At 69.9% G+C, this 12,780-nt stretch carries 18 protein-coding genes; 9 read left to right on the top strand and 9 right to left on the bottom strand.

Translation table 11 applies throughout. The annotated features are described in order from the left end of the window. Window positions 1–873, top strand: coding sequence for an aldo/keto reductase (locus AB0B83_RS09130; protein ID WP_357577701.1), 873 nt, complete (start codon window positions 1–3; stop codon window positions 871–873). A 50-nt stretch (window positions 874–923) separates the two neighbouring features. Here AB0B83_RS09130 and AB0B83_RS09125 read toward each other — a convergent pair whose 3' ends face one another. Together AB0B83_RS09125 and AB0B83_RS09120 are read right to left on the bottom strand one after the other, a co-directional pair. Then, complete coding sequence (locus tag AB0B83_RS09125; protein ID WP_357577700.1) at window positions 924–1,754, bottom strand: alpha/beta fold hydrolase; 831 nt, start codon at window positions 1,752–1,754, stop codon at window positions 924–926. A 228-nt stretch (window positions 1,755–1,982) separates the two neighbouring features. Further along, entirely contained in the window at window positions 1,983–2,771 is a 789-nt protein-coding gene (locus tag AB0B83_RS09120; RefSeq protein ID WP_357577699.1) for a TerC family protein, read from the bottom strand. Window positions 2,772–2,956: 185 nt separating this feature from the next. Here AB0B83_RS09120 and AB0B83_RS09115 point away from each other — a divergent pair, with 185 nt between their 5' ends. Next, window positions 2,957–4,309: a pentapeptide repeat-containing protein gene (locus tag AB0B83_RS09115; protein WP_357577698.1), complete on the top strand. Its 1,353-nt coding sequence runs from the start codon at window positions 2,957–2,959 to the stop codon at window positions 4,307–4,309. Between the two features lie 73 nt (window positions 4,310–4,382). Continuing rightward, on the top strand, window positions 4,383–4,811 hold the full coding sequence (locus AB0B83_RS09110) for a nitroreductase family deazaflavin-dependent oxidoreductase (RefSeq protein WP_357577697.1): 429 nt from the start codon (window positions 4,383–4,385) through the stop codon (window positions 4,809–4,811). A gap of 42 nt (window positions 4,812–4,853) precedes the next feature. Here AB0B83_RS09110 and AB0B83_RS09105 read toward each other — a convergent pair whose 3' ends face one another. Both AB0B83_RS09105 and AB0B83_RS09100 read right to left on the bottom strand, forming a co-directional pair. After that, entirely contained in the window at window positions 4,854–5,048 is a 195-nt protein-coding gene (locus tag AB0B83_RS09105; RefSeq protein WP_357577696.1) for a DUF397 domain-containing protein, read from the bottom strand. Continuing rightward, window positions 5,036–5,836, bottom strand: a complete 801-nt coding sequence (locus AB0B83_RS09100; protein WP_357577695.1) for a helix-turn-helix transcriptional regulator — start codon at window positions 5,834–5,836, stop codon at window positions 5,036–5,038. The genes AB0B83_RS09105 and AB0B83_RS09100 overlap by 13 nt, the downstream gene beginning before the upstream one ends. A gap of 243 nt (window positions 5,837–6,079) precedes the next feature. Between AB0B83_RS09100 and AB0B83_RS09095 the strand changes: the two genes are divergently transcribed. The 3 genes from AB0B83_RS09095 (at window position 6,080) to AB0B83_RS09085 (ending at window position 7,444) form a co-directional block, all read left to right on the top strand. Further along, window positions 6,080–6,457, top strand: coding sequence for a hypothetical protein (locus AB0B83_RS09095; RefSeq protein ID WP_357577694.1), 378 nt, complete (start codon window positions 6,080–6,082; stop codon window positions 6,455–6,457). Continuing rightward, complete coding sequence (locus AB0B83_RS09090) at window positions 6,454–6,708, top strand: flavin reductase (protein WP_357577693.1); 255 nt, start codon at window positions 6,454–6,456, stop codon at window positions 6,706–6,708. Before AB0B83_RS09095 ends, AB0B83_RS09090 begins: the two co-directional genes overlap by 4 nt. A 94-nt stretch (window positions 6,709–6,802) precedes the next feature. After that, complete coding sequence (locus tag AB0B83_RS09085) at window positions 6,803–7,444, top strand: dihydrofolate reductase family protein (RefSeq protein WP_357577692.1); 642 nt, start codon at window positions 6,803–6,805, stop codon at window positions 7,442–7,444. A 338-nt stretch (window positions 7,445–7,782) separates the two neighbouring features. Here the strand turns inward: AB0B83_RS09085 and AB0B83_RS09080 are convergent, their stop codons facing one another. Beyond that, entirely contained in the window at window positions 7,783–8,262 is a 480-nt protein-coding gene (locus tag AB0B83_RS09080) for an N-6 DNA methylase (RefSeq protein WP_357577691.1), read from the bottom strand. A 1-nt stretch (window position 8,263) separates the two neighbouring features. Here AB0B83_RS09080 and AB0B83_RS09075 point away from each other — a divergent pair, with 1 nt between their 5' ends. Continuing rightward, window positions 8,264–8,545: a hypothetical protein gene (locus tag AB0B83_RS09075; protein ID WP_357577690.1), complete on the top strand. Its 282-nt coding sequence runs from the start codon at window positions 8,264–8,266 to the stop codon at window positions 8,543–8,545. A gap of 82 nt (window positions 8,546–8,627) precedes the next feature. Then, a complete protein-coding gene (locus tag AB0B83_RS09070; RefSeq protein WP_357577689.1) occupies window positions 8,628–9,110 on the top strand; it encodes a hypothetical protein in 483 nt (160 codons plus the stop codon). 8 nt (window positions 9,111–9,118) lie between these two features. On the opposite strand, the gene AB0B83_RS09065 is transcribed toward AB0B83_RS09070, so the two are convergent. The 3 genes from AB0B83_RS09065 to AB0B83_RS09055 all read right to left on the bottom strand — a co-directional run bounded on the left by AB0B83_RS09065 (window position 9,119) and on the right by AB0B83_RS09055 (window position 10,629). Then, window positions 9,119–9,619, bottom strand: a complete 501-nt coding sequence (locus tag AB0B83_RS09065) for a hypothetical protein (protein WP_357577688.1) — start codon at window positions 9,617–9,619, stop codon at window positions 9,119–9,121. Then, the gene (locus AB0B83_RS09060) at window positions 9,616–10,059 is read right to left on the bottom strand and encodes a hypothetical protein (RefSeq protein ID WP_357577687.1); all 444 of its coding nucleotides are present in this window, start codon (window positions 10,057–10,059) and stop codon (window positions 9,616–9,618) included. Before AB0B83_RS09060 ends, AB0B83_RS09065 begins: the two co-directional genes overlap by 4 nt. 306 nt (window positions 10,060–10,365) lie before the next feature. After that, window positions 10,366–10,629, bottom strand: a complete 264-nt coding sequence (locus AB0B83_RS09055) for a DUF6244 family protein (RefSeq protein WP_091076450.1) — start codon at window positions 10,627–10,629, stop codon at window positions 10,366–10,368. A gap of 380 nt (window positions 10,630–11,009) precedes the next feature. Between AB0B83_RS09055 and AB0B83_RS09050 the strand changes: the two genes are divergently transcribed. Beyond that, window positions 11,010–12,203, top strand: a complete 1,194-nt coding sequence (locus AB0B83_RS09050; RefSeq protein WP_357577686.1) for a WD40 repeat domain-containing protein — start codon at window positions 11,010–11,012, stop codon at window positions 12,201–12,203. Between the two features lie 160 nt (window positions 12,204–12,363). On the opposite strand, the gene AB0B83_RS09045 is transcribed toward AB0B83_RS09050, so the two are convergent. Then, entirely contained in the window at window positions 12,364–12,543 is a 180-nt protein-coding gene (locus AB0B83_RS09045; protein ID WP_357577717.1) for a GntR family transcriptional regulator, read from the bottom strand. Between the last annotated feature and the right edge of the window lie 237 nt (window positions 12,544–12,780).

Here is a 12,780-nt window from a genome sequence, read left to right as displayed (position 1 = left end):
ATGACGAATGACGCCGGCAAGCAGCCCGCGAAGGCCTCGGGGACGTACCGGATCGGGGGCGACCTCCAGGTCGACCGGCTCGGCTACGGCGCGATGCAGCTCACCGGCCCCGGCGTGTGGGGCGACGCGAAGGACCCGGCCGAGGCCGTGCGGGTGCTGCGCCGGGCGTACGAGCTGGGCGTGACGTTCATCGACACGGCCGACTCCTACGGGCCCTTCGTCAGCGAGCTGCTCATCCGGGAGGCCCTGCACCCGTACGCCGACGACCTGGTGATCGCGACCAAGGCCGGCCTGACCCGCTCCGGCCCAAGCGACTGGCGCCCGGTGGGGCGCCCGGAGTACCTGCGCCAGCAGTGCGAGCTGAGCCTGCGGCACCTCGGCCTGGAGGCGATCGGGCTCTACCAGCTGCACCGGATCGACCCGCAGGTGCCGCTCGCCGACCAGCTCGGGGAGCTGGCGCTGCTCAAGCAGGAGGGCAAGATCCGGCACATCGGCCTGTCCGAGGTGACCGTCGAGCAGATCGAGGCGGCCCGCGCCGTCACCCCGATCGTCTCGGTGCAGAACCTCTACAACCTGGCGGACCGCAGCGCGGAGGCCGTCCTGGAGCACTGCGAGCGCAACGACCTCGCGTTCATCCCCTGGTTCCCGATCGCCACCGGCAACCTGGCGCGGCCGGGCGGTCCGCTGGACGCGATCAGCACCGGGCACGGCGCGACGCCCGCCCAGCTCGCGCTTGCCTGGCTGCTGCGCCGGTCGCCGGTGATGCTGCCGATCCCGGGCACGTCGTCGGTGGCGCACCTGGAGGAGAACGTGGCCGCCGCCGAGGTGCGGCTGACCGACGACGAGTACGCGGCCCTCGCCGAGGCCGCCTGACGACGTGGCAGTGGGGCGGGCGGCACACGGCCGACCGCCCCACGCGAGCGCTACAGGGCGAAGCAGTTGGGGCGGATCGGCTGATCGCGTAGGGCCTGCCGGATCACCGTGTAGGTGGTGCCGTCGAGCACCAGGCCGAGGTGCCCGACGACCCGCAGGGGGCACGCCGACTGGATCAGCACGTTTGTCACTCCGTCGGCCAGTTTGGCGTTGTCGACGGGGCGCACCAGCTCGTCCTGGAGGGTGCGCACCGCCGTCCAGCGGACCGTGCCGGGGGTGTCGTCGCCTGCGTTGAGGCCGGCGAGGAACGACGAGCCGATCGACATCTGCTGGCAGGCGACGATGCCGGCGCAGCTGCCCAGGCCGAGGAACTTCACGATGTTGGCCACGTACGTGCCGTACTGCGGGGTGCCGAGGCTGACGTAGCGGTCGATGCTGCTGGTCCCGCCCAGGTTCTTGATGAAGTACCGGGACACCAGGCCGCCCTCGGAGTGGGCGACGACGTCGACCTTGGCCGCGCCGGTCGACGCGCGGACCTGCCCGACGAAGCTGCTGAACGCGCGGGCCGAGGTGGGGATGTCGCCGAGCCCGAGGTTGGGCAGCTGGTAGACCCAGACCCGGTACCCGTCGACGCGCAGCCGGGAGGCCAGCGGCTCGTACGCGGAGGCGATGCCGCTGAGGCCACCGACGACGATGACGGGGTTGGCTGCCGCGGCGGCGGCGATCTCGGCGGTGGTGCTGGTGACGCGTTCCCCGGCTGCGGGGGCGGTGGCGCTTGCGCTGGCCGCGGGCCGGTCGGGGGCCGCGACGGCGGCGGCGGGGGCGGCGAGGACGGCGGCGACCGTGACGGCGAGGGCGGGGACGATCTTTCGGAGCAGCAAAGCTGCACCTCCCATGGAGGAACCCGGTGGCACCGGGCGGGGCGGGGGTGGTTCCGATCGATCGTGGACACGATGATGCCCGCCACAATCCGGAAACGTCAATGGAAAGTTACGCGCGGGTAGCTCCCGCGTGACCCCGGAACATCCCGCGTCCGCCCGCCCTCCGTCCAACCACGACGAACGCCGCCCCCGCCCGGGTGGGCGGGAGCGGCGTCGGAGCCCCGTCGGTCAGCCGGCCGGCGTCATCGACTCCGGCTCAGGCTGGGCCTGGCCGTTCTTGACGTACGTCGGGTGCAGGTGCACCGGCTTCGCCTCCTGGCGCTTCTTGCGGGCCCGCAGGTTGAGGAACTCGACGAAGATCGAGAAGGCGATCGGGCCGTACACGTAGCCCTTCGGGATGTGCTGGTCGAAGCCCTCGGCGACCAGGCTGGCCCCGATGAGCAGCAGGAACGACAGGGCGAGCATCTTCACCGTCGGGTGCTCGTTGACGAACCGGCTGATGGCGCCGGCCGACACCAACATGACGATCATGGCGATGATCACCGCCGCGACCATGATGAACAGCTGGTCGACCATGCCGACGGCGGTGATCACCGAGTCGAGGGAGAACACCACGTCGAGAACGAGGATCTGGGCGATCACCGCGCCGAACGAGGCGACCTTGCCCGACTTGGCGTGCTCCTCCCCCTCCAGGTGCTCGTGGATCTCGTAGGTGGCCTTGCCCAGAAGGAACAATCCGCCCAGTAGCAGGATCAGGTCCCGCCCGGAGATCTCCTGACCCAGCACCGTGAACAGCGGTGCGGTCAGCCCGATCACCCAGGACAGCGACGCCAGCAGGATCAGCCGCGTCACCAGGGCCAGCGAGAGCCCGATCGTGCGGGCGCGGGCCTGCTGGTGCTCGGGCAACCGCCCGGCCAGGATCGAGATGAACACCACGTTGTCGACGCCCAGCACGATCTCCAGCAGGAGCAGCGTCGCGAATGCGATCCACAGCTCGGGACTGGCTAGAAACTCCATGTCATCCTCGTCTTTCGCGACTGCCGCCAGGTCGTTCACCCGGTCGAACAACCAATCGTCGCCGCATGACGTACCCGCGCGGCCCGTCACCGCAACACGGAGCGGATCACGGCAGGTCGTGCGCCCGGAGAGTCCACAGGGGACGGCGCCCCCGCCGGAGCTGGTGCGGTGGCATGCTGTGATCCGTGCGCTCGACACCGCCCCGCGAAGAGCCGCTGCGGGTGATGCCGTGGTGGCTGGTGCTCGTCGGGCTGCTGGTCGCCGCGCTGCTCGGCTGGCTGGTGCTCGACTGGCTGCTCGGCGAGGCCGACCGCGCCGCCCAGCCGGACACCCGCGCGACGCTGCGCATCGACGCCATCCGCACCGGGCTGACCGTGGTCGCCGGCACCGGCGGCGGGCTCGCCCTGCTGCTGGCCGCCCGGCGACAGTGGATCGGCGAACGCGCCCAGCGGCACCAGGAGGCCGTCGCCGCGCAGGACCAGGCGCACCGAAAACGGGTGCAGGCGCACGCGGAGGCGGTCGCCGAGGCCGGGCAGAGCCACCAGGAACGGCAGGCCGAGGCCGCCGAGCGCGACGCCGCCGAGCGCCGGCTGACCGAGCTGTACACCAGCGCCGTCGCGCTGCTTGGCAACGACAACGCGGCCGTACGCCTGGGCGGCCTGCACGCCCTGGAGCGGCTCGGGCAGGACAATCCCGCCCAGCGGGAGACGATCGTGGCGGTGCTCTGCGCGTACCTGCGGATGCCGGCGCCGGAGGACGACGCGCGCGAGGCGGAGGTGCGCCGCACCGCCCAGCGGGTCCTGACCCGGCACCTGCGCGCGGACGACGACGCCTACTGGCCCGGGGTCAGGCTGGATTTGACCGGCGCCCGGCTCGACGGGTTCGACGCGACCGGCTGCACCCTGGACGACGCGGACCTCACCGGCGCGGTCTGCGCCGGCACCACCAGCCTGGCCGGCGCGACCGTGCGCGGGCGGCTCGCCCTCGGCGCGACCTTCGCGGACCTGGCCTGCGACGACCTGCGCGGCGACGCCGAGATCGTCCTCGACGACGCCCGCGTCGAAGGCCAGGTCACCTTCGACCGGGCCGAGCTGGCGGGCGAGCTGTCGTGCCGGCGCGCGACGATCGGCCGGGCCTCGTTCCGGGGCACCACGCTGCACCGGACGGCGAGTTTCGACGCGACCCGCTTCACCGGCAGCGTCAGCTTCCGCGAGGCGGTCTTCCTGAGCGGGGTCTCGATGGACCACGCCGTGTTCGCCGGCTACGCCGGGTTCCGGCAGACCCGCTTCGCGGACATGGCCCTGCTCCGGTGGACCGAGTTCGGTGACCAGACCTGGTTCGAGCGGGCCCGGTTCGAGGGGGCGGCGAACTTCGGCCGGGCCCGTTTCCACGGCCCGGTCACCTTCGACGGGGCGACGTTCGCCCGCCGTCCCCTGGTGGACCAGGCGCGGGCGACGGCCGCCGGCTCGCATGCCTGGCCCGAGGGTACGACCGTCGCCCCGCTGGACGACGACTGGCTGCTGCTCACCGATTCCTGACCGGTGCCCTTCCCCCGCTTCCGCGCCGTCCGACGGGCCGACGATCACCGTGGGAGGCCGCTAGGCTGGCCGGATGGCGGAGACCATTGAGGACAGCCCGGTCGAGTGGGTGGCCAGCCACGTGCGCCGCTACGTGGCGAGCGACGGCGCCGACGGCGGGAAGTTCCACGGCTACGACAGCCTGCTGATCACCACCCGGGGGCGCCGCTCGGGCACGCTGCGGCGCACCGCGCTCATCTACGGCCGCGACGGCGACCGCTACCTGCTGGTGGCCTCGAACGGCGGGGCGGCACGGCACCCCGCCTGGTATCTCAACCTGTGCGCCGACCCGCAGGTGGAGGTGCAGGTCGGGGCCGAGAAGTTCCGGGGCACGGCGCGCACCGCCACCGTCGAGGAGCGGCCCCGGCTGTGGCAGGTGATGACGGAGGTCTTCCCGACGTACGCCCGCTACCAGAAGGAGACCGACCGGGAGATCCCGGTGGTCGTCGTCGAACGGGTCTGACCGCTGCCGGCCGGGCGGGCACCCGAGCGGCGAGCCGGGTCGTCAGGCGCGGTCGCTGATCTCGGCGAGGAAGGCCCGCCAGGCGGTCGGGGTGAAGACCAGCGCGGGACCGGCCGGGTCCTTCGAATCCCGTACGCCGACGACGCCGGGCAGGTTGTCGGCCACCTCGACGCAGGTCCCACCGTTCGTCGACGAGCTGGACGACTTGCGCCAGCGCGCACCGGTCAGATTGTCCATGTCTTCGCCGCTTCCTTGAGCACGTCGAGTGATTGCCTGAGCGGGAGGGCTTCGCCTCGGACAGCGTCCCACGCCAGTCCCACGCGAGCAATCGCGTCAGGCTGCCCGGTGGTCTGTGACTCCAACTGATGGTCCACGCAGCCCGCCCGCGAGCCATCGGGAAGATCGGCCAGGATGAAGGCTCCGGCCAGTCCTGAGTAGATGCCAGCAGACAGCGGCACGACCTGCAACTGGATATGCGGCTGTTCGGCGCAGGTCAGCAGGTGTTCGAGCTGCTCGGCCATCACGTCGGGACCGCCGCAAGCCCGCCGGACGACCATCTCGTCGAGCACCACGAAGAGCTGTGGGCTCGGCAGGCGGGCGAGCACCGCCTGCCGTTCCATCCGCGCCGCGACCCGCTGGTCCAACTCGGCAACCGGCGTCCGCGCCGCCCGGAAGGTCGCTCGGGCGTACGCCTCGGTCTGGAGAAGTCCCGGCACGAATGCGTGCTCGTACCAGCGCAGGGCGGTCGCCTCCCGCTCGATCTGTATCCATTCGCGCAGCCAGATCGGCGCGGCGTCGCCCTTGACCAGCTCGTTCCAGAGCGTCGTGAAGTATCCGCCGGTGTCCAGCGCCCCGTCGACGGCGGTCAGGTAGGGCGGGGTGGGTGGCTTCGTCCCGGTCTCGATCGCGCTCACCTGGGAGTCCGAGCAGAAGACCAGCTCACCGAGCTGCGCCTGGGTCAACCCGGCGGCCGACCGGCGTCGCCTCAGCTCACGCAGCAGGTACTCCGACGGCGAGATTCCCACAGCTTCCACACCCTTCCACGAGTCTCCGCACCGTTCTCTCCCGGCCCGAAACCGCGCACTACGTTCCGCGATCACGCGGTGACTGTTCCGAGCCTAGGGGGCGTGCGTCCAGGGTGGAAGGAGGGCGGCGCGCCCGGTGGAATCGGTCCCCCCGACCCGGTGGGCGCGCACGTCACGGGGGGTCGCTGCTGGCGAGCATCCGCAGCGACCCCCGTTCCCACTCACCGATGGAAGGAGGCGTCCGTGCCCGTGTCGAGGCCCGCGAATGCCGTACCGGCGTCGCGCTGGGCGGCGCGCCCCGCCGCCCCGACGCCCAGTACCCGCGAGGACGGGACGCCACGGGTCAGCCCCGGCGTGTACCTGCTGACGCGCGAGGCGTCGCCGCAGTTCGCGACGCCGATCACGGTACGGGTGATCCGCGAGCGCACCGACCTGGTCACCTACCACGGCTGGACGTGGATCGAGGTGTACCAGCTCGACGCGCGCGGCGACGCGGTCGAGCAACGCGAGTTGTACGTGCGACCCGACGGGATGCGCCCCACGCAGACGCCCTCGGCCGTGCGTAAGCCCTCGGCGCAGCGGCGCGCTCCGGCCCGGCGGAACGCGGGGACCAGCCGGTGAGGACGCCCGTCCGCGACCACGTACCGTCCCGCCCGACGTGGCGCTGCCGGGCCTGCGGGATCGCCTGGCCCTACTCCCCGGCGAAGCTGCTCCTCCTCGCGAGGTACCGGGGCGACATGCCGGGGCTCATGGTCCACCTCGTGACGCTGCGGGAGGAGGCCGCCGCCCAGCTCGCCGAGCACGACCCCGGCGTGCAGTCGACGGATCTGCACAGGCGGTTCACGGACTGGATGCCGGTCCGCTCGCCCTGACAGTCACGGACCAACTACGCTCGGACAGCGCGGGACCGCACGGGAGCGACGAGTGCCGAGGCCCACGAAGCAGCCGAGCACACGGAGCGAGCAGATGAGCCGGACCCGCATCCACAACCTCTCCATCTCGCTGGACGGGTTCGCCGCCGGTGAGGGCCAGTCCCTCGACACCCCCATGGGCCACGCCGGTACCCGGCTGCACGAGTGGATGTTCGCCACCCGCTTCGGCGCTCCGATCATGGGACGCAAGGGCGGCACCGGCGGCACCGACGACGCGTTCGCTCAGCAGCACGAGCCCGACATCGGCGCCGAGATCATGGGCGCGGGCAAGTTCGGACCCCCGGGCTGGCAGGACGACGCCGACTGGAAGGGATGGTGGGGCCCCAACCCGCCGTTCCACACGCCGACCTTCGTGCTGACCCACAAGCCGCGCCCGCCGATCGAGATGGCCGGCGGCACGACGTTCCACTTCCTCGACGCCTCGCCGGCCGAGGCCCTCGCCGTCGCGCGCGAGGCGGCAGCCGGCAGAGACGTACGCGTCGGCGGCGGCCCGACCGTCGCCCGCGACTTCATCGCGGCGGGACTCGTCGACCACATCCATCTGGTCCAGGTGCCGATCGTGCTCGGCCGGGGGGTGCGGCTGTGGGACGGCCTCGAAGCCCTCGAAGCGAGCTACGACATCGAGGCGGTCTCGACACCCACCGGCGTCACCCACCTCACGTTCACGAAGCCCTGACGCCCCGGGGTTCCTGCCGCCGCAGTCACCCTGCGCCGCCCTCCGCCCACGACGACCCGCCCGACTCGCTGTTACCGCCCGCGCCGACCAGCGGCACGGCCACGGGTGGAACACCAGGGGTGTCTCCTGGCCGTGGTGACACCCCTGGTGTTCCACCCGTGCCGGCCGAGGCGTGGCCGAACACCAGCAGCAGCCCCGCCGGCCTTGCCGGCCGGCATGCCACGACCAGGCGGGCACGTCGTCGTCCGGGTTCGTAGGGTGGCCCATGGACGGGGCAGCTCGACAGGGACCGCACGGGGCAAGCCATGGAGCGACAGGGAAGCTGGTGGCGCGCGGGATCAGGTCGGGTCGGGGCTACGCCGCCCGAGTGCCTCGGCGATGGCGGCGAACTCTCGCAGGGCCGCCTCCAGGTCCTCCACGATCTCCTGCGCGATGACCTCGGGCGGCAGCAGGGCGTCCGCGTCCTCCAGCGAGGCGTCGTTGAGCCAGGTGATGTCGAGGTTCACCTTGTCGCGGGCGATCAACTCCTCGTAGGTGAAGGCCCGGAACCGCTCGGTCTCGACCCGCTCGGATCGGTCCTTGCCCGGCAGGTAGCAGTCCACGAAGTCCTGAAGGTGCTCCCGGCGCAGTGGGTTCTGCTTGAGGGTGAAGTGCTGGTTGGTGCGGAAGTCGTACACCCACAGCTTCTGGGTCCATGGCTGTTCCCGGGCTCGCTTGCGCTCGAAGAAGAGCACGTTGGCCTTGACCCCGCCGGCATAGAAGATGCCGGTGGGCAGGCGCAGCATGGTATGCAGGTCGTGCCCGGAAGGAGGTGCCACCGTGACCTACAACGAGCTTCCCTGGCGGGCCGCACGTGGTGCTCTGCCGGAGGCCGCAAACTCGAACGAGGAGATCGACGTCGACATGATGCAGGCGTACTGCGCCCGCCAGGTCGTGAGCGTCGAAACAGCCGTCGTCCTGGCCACGGCGAACGCCGCCCTCGAAGGCGAAGAGTTCGACGAGGAATGGCAGGATCGACTCCGGGATGTCGCGTCCGGCCGCACCAGCGCCGACGATCTGGTCGCTCAGGAAATCGCCCGGATCAGCGGTGATCGAACCTGACCGCTAATGCTGGCCGGGCACCGACTTCTGCATCACGCCGTCAGCAGCCGCGCCGCCGGCTGGCTGCTAGCCTGCGGGGCCGATGACAGGACGATTCGGCAATCGGGACATCTTCAGCGTCGAGGTCGGCGAGCCCCTGTCTCCCAACCTTCGCGTCGTCGACCTGTGGGCGGCAGGCAAAAAGCTGACGACCCATGACAACGTGGCCTACGTACCGTCCACCTGCTACTACATGCACACTGCGGCAGCACAGGTGCGCCAGCGCGCGATTCAGCCCTGCCCCTCTCCCGAACAGTCACCGGAGGAGATCTTCCGGCAGCTTGAGGCCGACGAGACGGACTTCCGCGAGCAGTACTGGTTCATACAGTGGAGCGAGATCGTCGACAACGTGTCGTGCTACGCCTACCTCGACGATGACCTGGTGATCGTCTTCGCGTTTCGGCGAGCCGATCATCCCTTCCCTGAAGACGTGGGCAAGGTCTTCGTCGCCAGAATCCCACCAAACGAATTCGCGGCCACCTTGAACCAGGCGGTTGACCTGCTGAACAACGAGCCAGTGGGCTGAGGCCCGGCTTAGTCCGCTGGTGGACGTGCTGCGGCCGGCGGTTCAACACCTGAGCTGACTGAGCCATTTCGCTCCGATACCGCCACGACTGCAAGCGCCGTTGCCAGAAGCTGCCCTCGGTCCACCTGTCCGGGGTCGACCAACACGTTGACGGCGACGCCAGGCTCAGCGAGCCAGAACGCCTGGGAGTCGTCGCGAAGTCCCGCAGACCCACCGTGCGTGAAGTCGGTCAACGGCCAGTCGCCAAGGTCGCGCTCGTGATACTCGGTGAGAAAGTCGCGCAGCGCGGCGAGGTCGGTCAACCGCTCGCCCCGCATGACATGTACGCGCAGGTCGACCTGGTGACCGTCGTCGGTCTGCCGCTCCCAGACCCGCGTGGCGAACCGGACGTCGTCCCATTCGCTGGCGAAGTCGGAGACCTCAGTGCCGATGTCACCCGGCACCTGCCGGATGTGGAACCCGTCCAGCACCCCACCGTCACGCGTCATTGGCTCGGACACCCCGGTCATCCCGCCGCCTCGATCGCGGCCTCGGCACGGTCCAGGTAGTCCCACCACTTCTCGTCGTCACGGCGGCAGGACGACAACAGGTTCGCGGCAACCACGAAGGCGAGCACAATGATGTTCTCGATTGGAACAGCCTCACCGAACGGCTCCCCGCTCATGAGCTTCGAGAGGAAGACCTCGATCTCATCACGGGTTGGCTGCGCCCATGACTCTGCCTTGGCGATCTCCGTAGCAATCGCCGTCACCTGCTCCCGCGTTGGCCTGCCACCGTGCACGTCCGTCATCAGGTAGCCCACGACCGCAAGTGTCAGTTGCACGGTCGAACGGGCAAGTTCGTCACTTCTGAGTGTCTGAAGTTGCTGGTCGAGCATCCCGAAGTCCCGCTTGACGGCGGCGTGGATGGTGACCCGCATGGCGGCCTCTACCGAACTGTCAATCTTCACCGCGATCCTCTCGACGCTTCTTCAACCAGGACTTGCCAGCGCTGACCGAGGCAGCCCCCGCCAGGAGAGTCCCCGCCACGGCTTTCGGTAGCACCGGCATGAACTCGGAGACCGTTGCCCAAGTAGCTGCGCCCGCTGACGCCCAGAACCCGATGGCCTCAGCGCTGACTCGCTCGCGCCGAGGTGCCGGCGTCTCGTCGCTACGGGCGTCCGCCGCTCGACGGGCAGCAGCGGCCGGTCCAGCGTTCGGCACTGCCTGCCGCAGCACAATGGGTGGTTGGCTGGTTGTGCCGCCACCACCCGTGCTCAGTTTCCCAACGCGTGCACCTTGGCGATCGTCTCCTGCACCTGCTGCTTGGCCGGCTCGCTGCCCTGCGCGGCCCGCATCAGCGCCTCCCGGTACGAGTCGATCATGCCGATCAGCGGCCCGGCGCCAATGCCCTGCAACGCGCCCGCGACAAGCTGCCGGGCCTCAGCTGCATCCTGGGCTGCCGCCGCCGTCTTGGCTTTGGCCTCGTCCAGCTTCTGCGACGCCGCCGCCAGTCTGGCGATCATCTCCGCTGCGCTCACGTGCCCTCCCCCGATCCACCACGGATGACCGTCGCGCCCCCGCACGGGCCACGACCACAGAGGAGAGTACGAGATCAGTGCACCGAACGCGACCGCGCGACCACCCAAAGACAACACCGGCGGCTAGGTATCGGAGATACATTGCCCTGTCGAGGGCTATCTGTCGGCATTCGGGTTCAACGCAGAGCCAGGTACGCCAGACGTATACAGATCGGGTTGCCTGCCGCTTCGGCTCCATCGGTGGCTGCGGACGCAGTGGCCCCCTTCCGCGGCTCATGCTGGGTTACCAATAGAGTCGGGTCGGCGTCGGCGAGTTCGAGTTCATAGCCACCAGCCCGGCATGCCCGTCTATGCGCGCTTCTCACCGGTACGGTGTGGCCGTGGAAACCTTGACCCAGATGCGGTCCGGAGCGACGATCGAGCGGTTGCTCTGCCACCCCAGGCTGCCGTTGATAGCCGGTTGGGACAGCGAACGCCCCGCGATCCGAATCTGGGAGTACGCGGTCGGGCAGCTGCGTGAGATTGGCAGTGTCGGTGCGGAACCGGTTGTCTACGACGCCATCGGCTATGACCGGTTCAAGCGGACACCCTCTGCCGCCTGGCATCCAGGTGAGCCGCAGCTGGTCATAGCGGACGGCCACAGCACGACCTGCTGGACTCCTTCGGGCATCACCGCGATCGATGGTGTTCCGCCGACCGAGTACCAACGGGAAGTGGCGTTCAGTCCGGACGGTCAGACGCTCTGGTTGTCGCCCGGCGCCGGAGAGGACGGCTGGGAGTCCTCCACCACGCTCGACCTCGCCTCCGGCGCAACCGCAGTCGGCCCGCCTTGGGACACCGGAATCGCGGCGTATCCGGGCGGTGGCCTCTTGGCCACTCTGCAAAGCGATCAGGGTGCCACGCTGGTGCTCTTCTCTCGAGACACCGAGCCGGTGCTGCGGCCAATGCGCCGGGCGTTGGTCCTCGACTGCGACGGCTACGAGACGCCAATCTTCAGCCCGGACGGGCGGCATTTCGCGGTGCGGGGCAACGCCTACGACAACTCGCTGGAGGTGTTCGAGTTTCCTTCGCTGCGCCGCGTTCTCGGCCTGACACTCGGGGACCCAAGTCCGGGGTACCCGTACCCGCAGGAGTGGCTGGACAGCATGCACGCCTGGTCGCGCCACAACGTCGCGTTCGGGCCATCTCCGGGTGTTCTCTGGATCGGTACGCCGGAGGGTACCGTCATCGAGTTCGAGATCGACGGGAAACAGGTGACCGAACATGAGGTGCTGCCCGGGTCGATGGTGACCGCCCTGGCGGCCGCCGCCCCAGGCGAACTGATCGTTGCCGGCCGTGACGGCACGCTTCTGGTGCTGTCGGGGGGACGGGCCGGCCCCACCGAGGCGTCAACTGCCGCAGTGGCCGAGTTCCTTGCCGGCACCTCTGAAGCTTCGGTCATCGACATGGACCAACTTGATCTCACCGACGGATACCGGACCTGGCGGCCCGGCGATCTGGGGACGGTCACCGACGCGTCAGACAGTGACCCGTCCTGGCTGAAGATCCAGGCCGCCATGAACAGGCGCATCTAACCCCGACGCGGGGGCGTTGTGTGAGTTGCGCATCGAGGTTTGGTCGGCAGAAACCTCGAACATAGGCCAACAAGAGCCGAAAGCTGGCAGGATCTACGGGAAGTCCGACGATCCGCCAGGATCGCTCAGCGGTGGCAGTGCGGCACCACAGGTGCGGACGTCACTCGTCCACGACGAAGACGCCCACCCCACCGACGCCTTCGACCAGGCCCTCGACCTTCAACGCGTTGCTTGCCTGCCGAACGACGATGGCCGAGACGTCATGCTGACGACACAGTTCGGAGGTCGACGGCAGTTTGTCGCCCGGCGACAGCTCACCGGACTGGATCTGAGCGCGGATGCCATCGGCGCGGCGGCCCGGGAACGCTACGACCTGACCGGCGTGGACGTCGACCCGACGCTGGCGGAGACGTTGCTCGGCGCGGCCCTGGGCGAGCGCCCGCCGCCGCCCGGTACCGCCCCGGCGGTGACCGCCGGCACGATGCTGCTCCTGGCGCTGCTGGAGGACGAGGGGCTCACCCCCCGCCGAGCTGGACGCCTTCCTCGCCGCCACCGAGACCGCCGCCCGGCGCGACGG

The sequence above is a fragment of the Micromonospora sp. NPDC049060 genome (assembly GCF_040649055.1).
Lineage (GTDB): Bacteria > Actinomycetota > Actinomycetes > Mycobacteriales > Micromonosporaceae > Micromonospora > Micromonospora reichwaldensis.
This window is presented reverse-complemented; position numbering and strand designations above follow the sequence as displayed.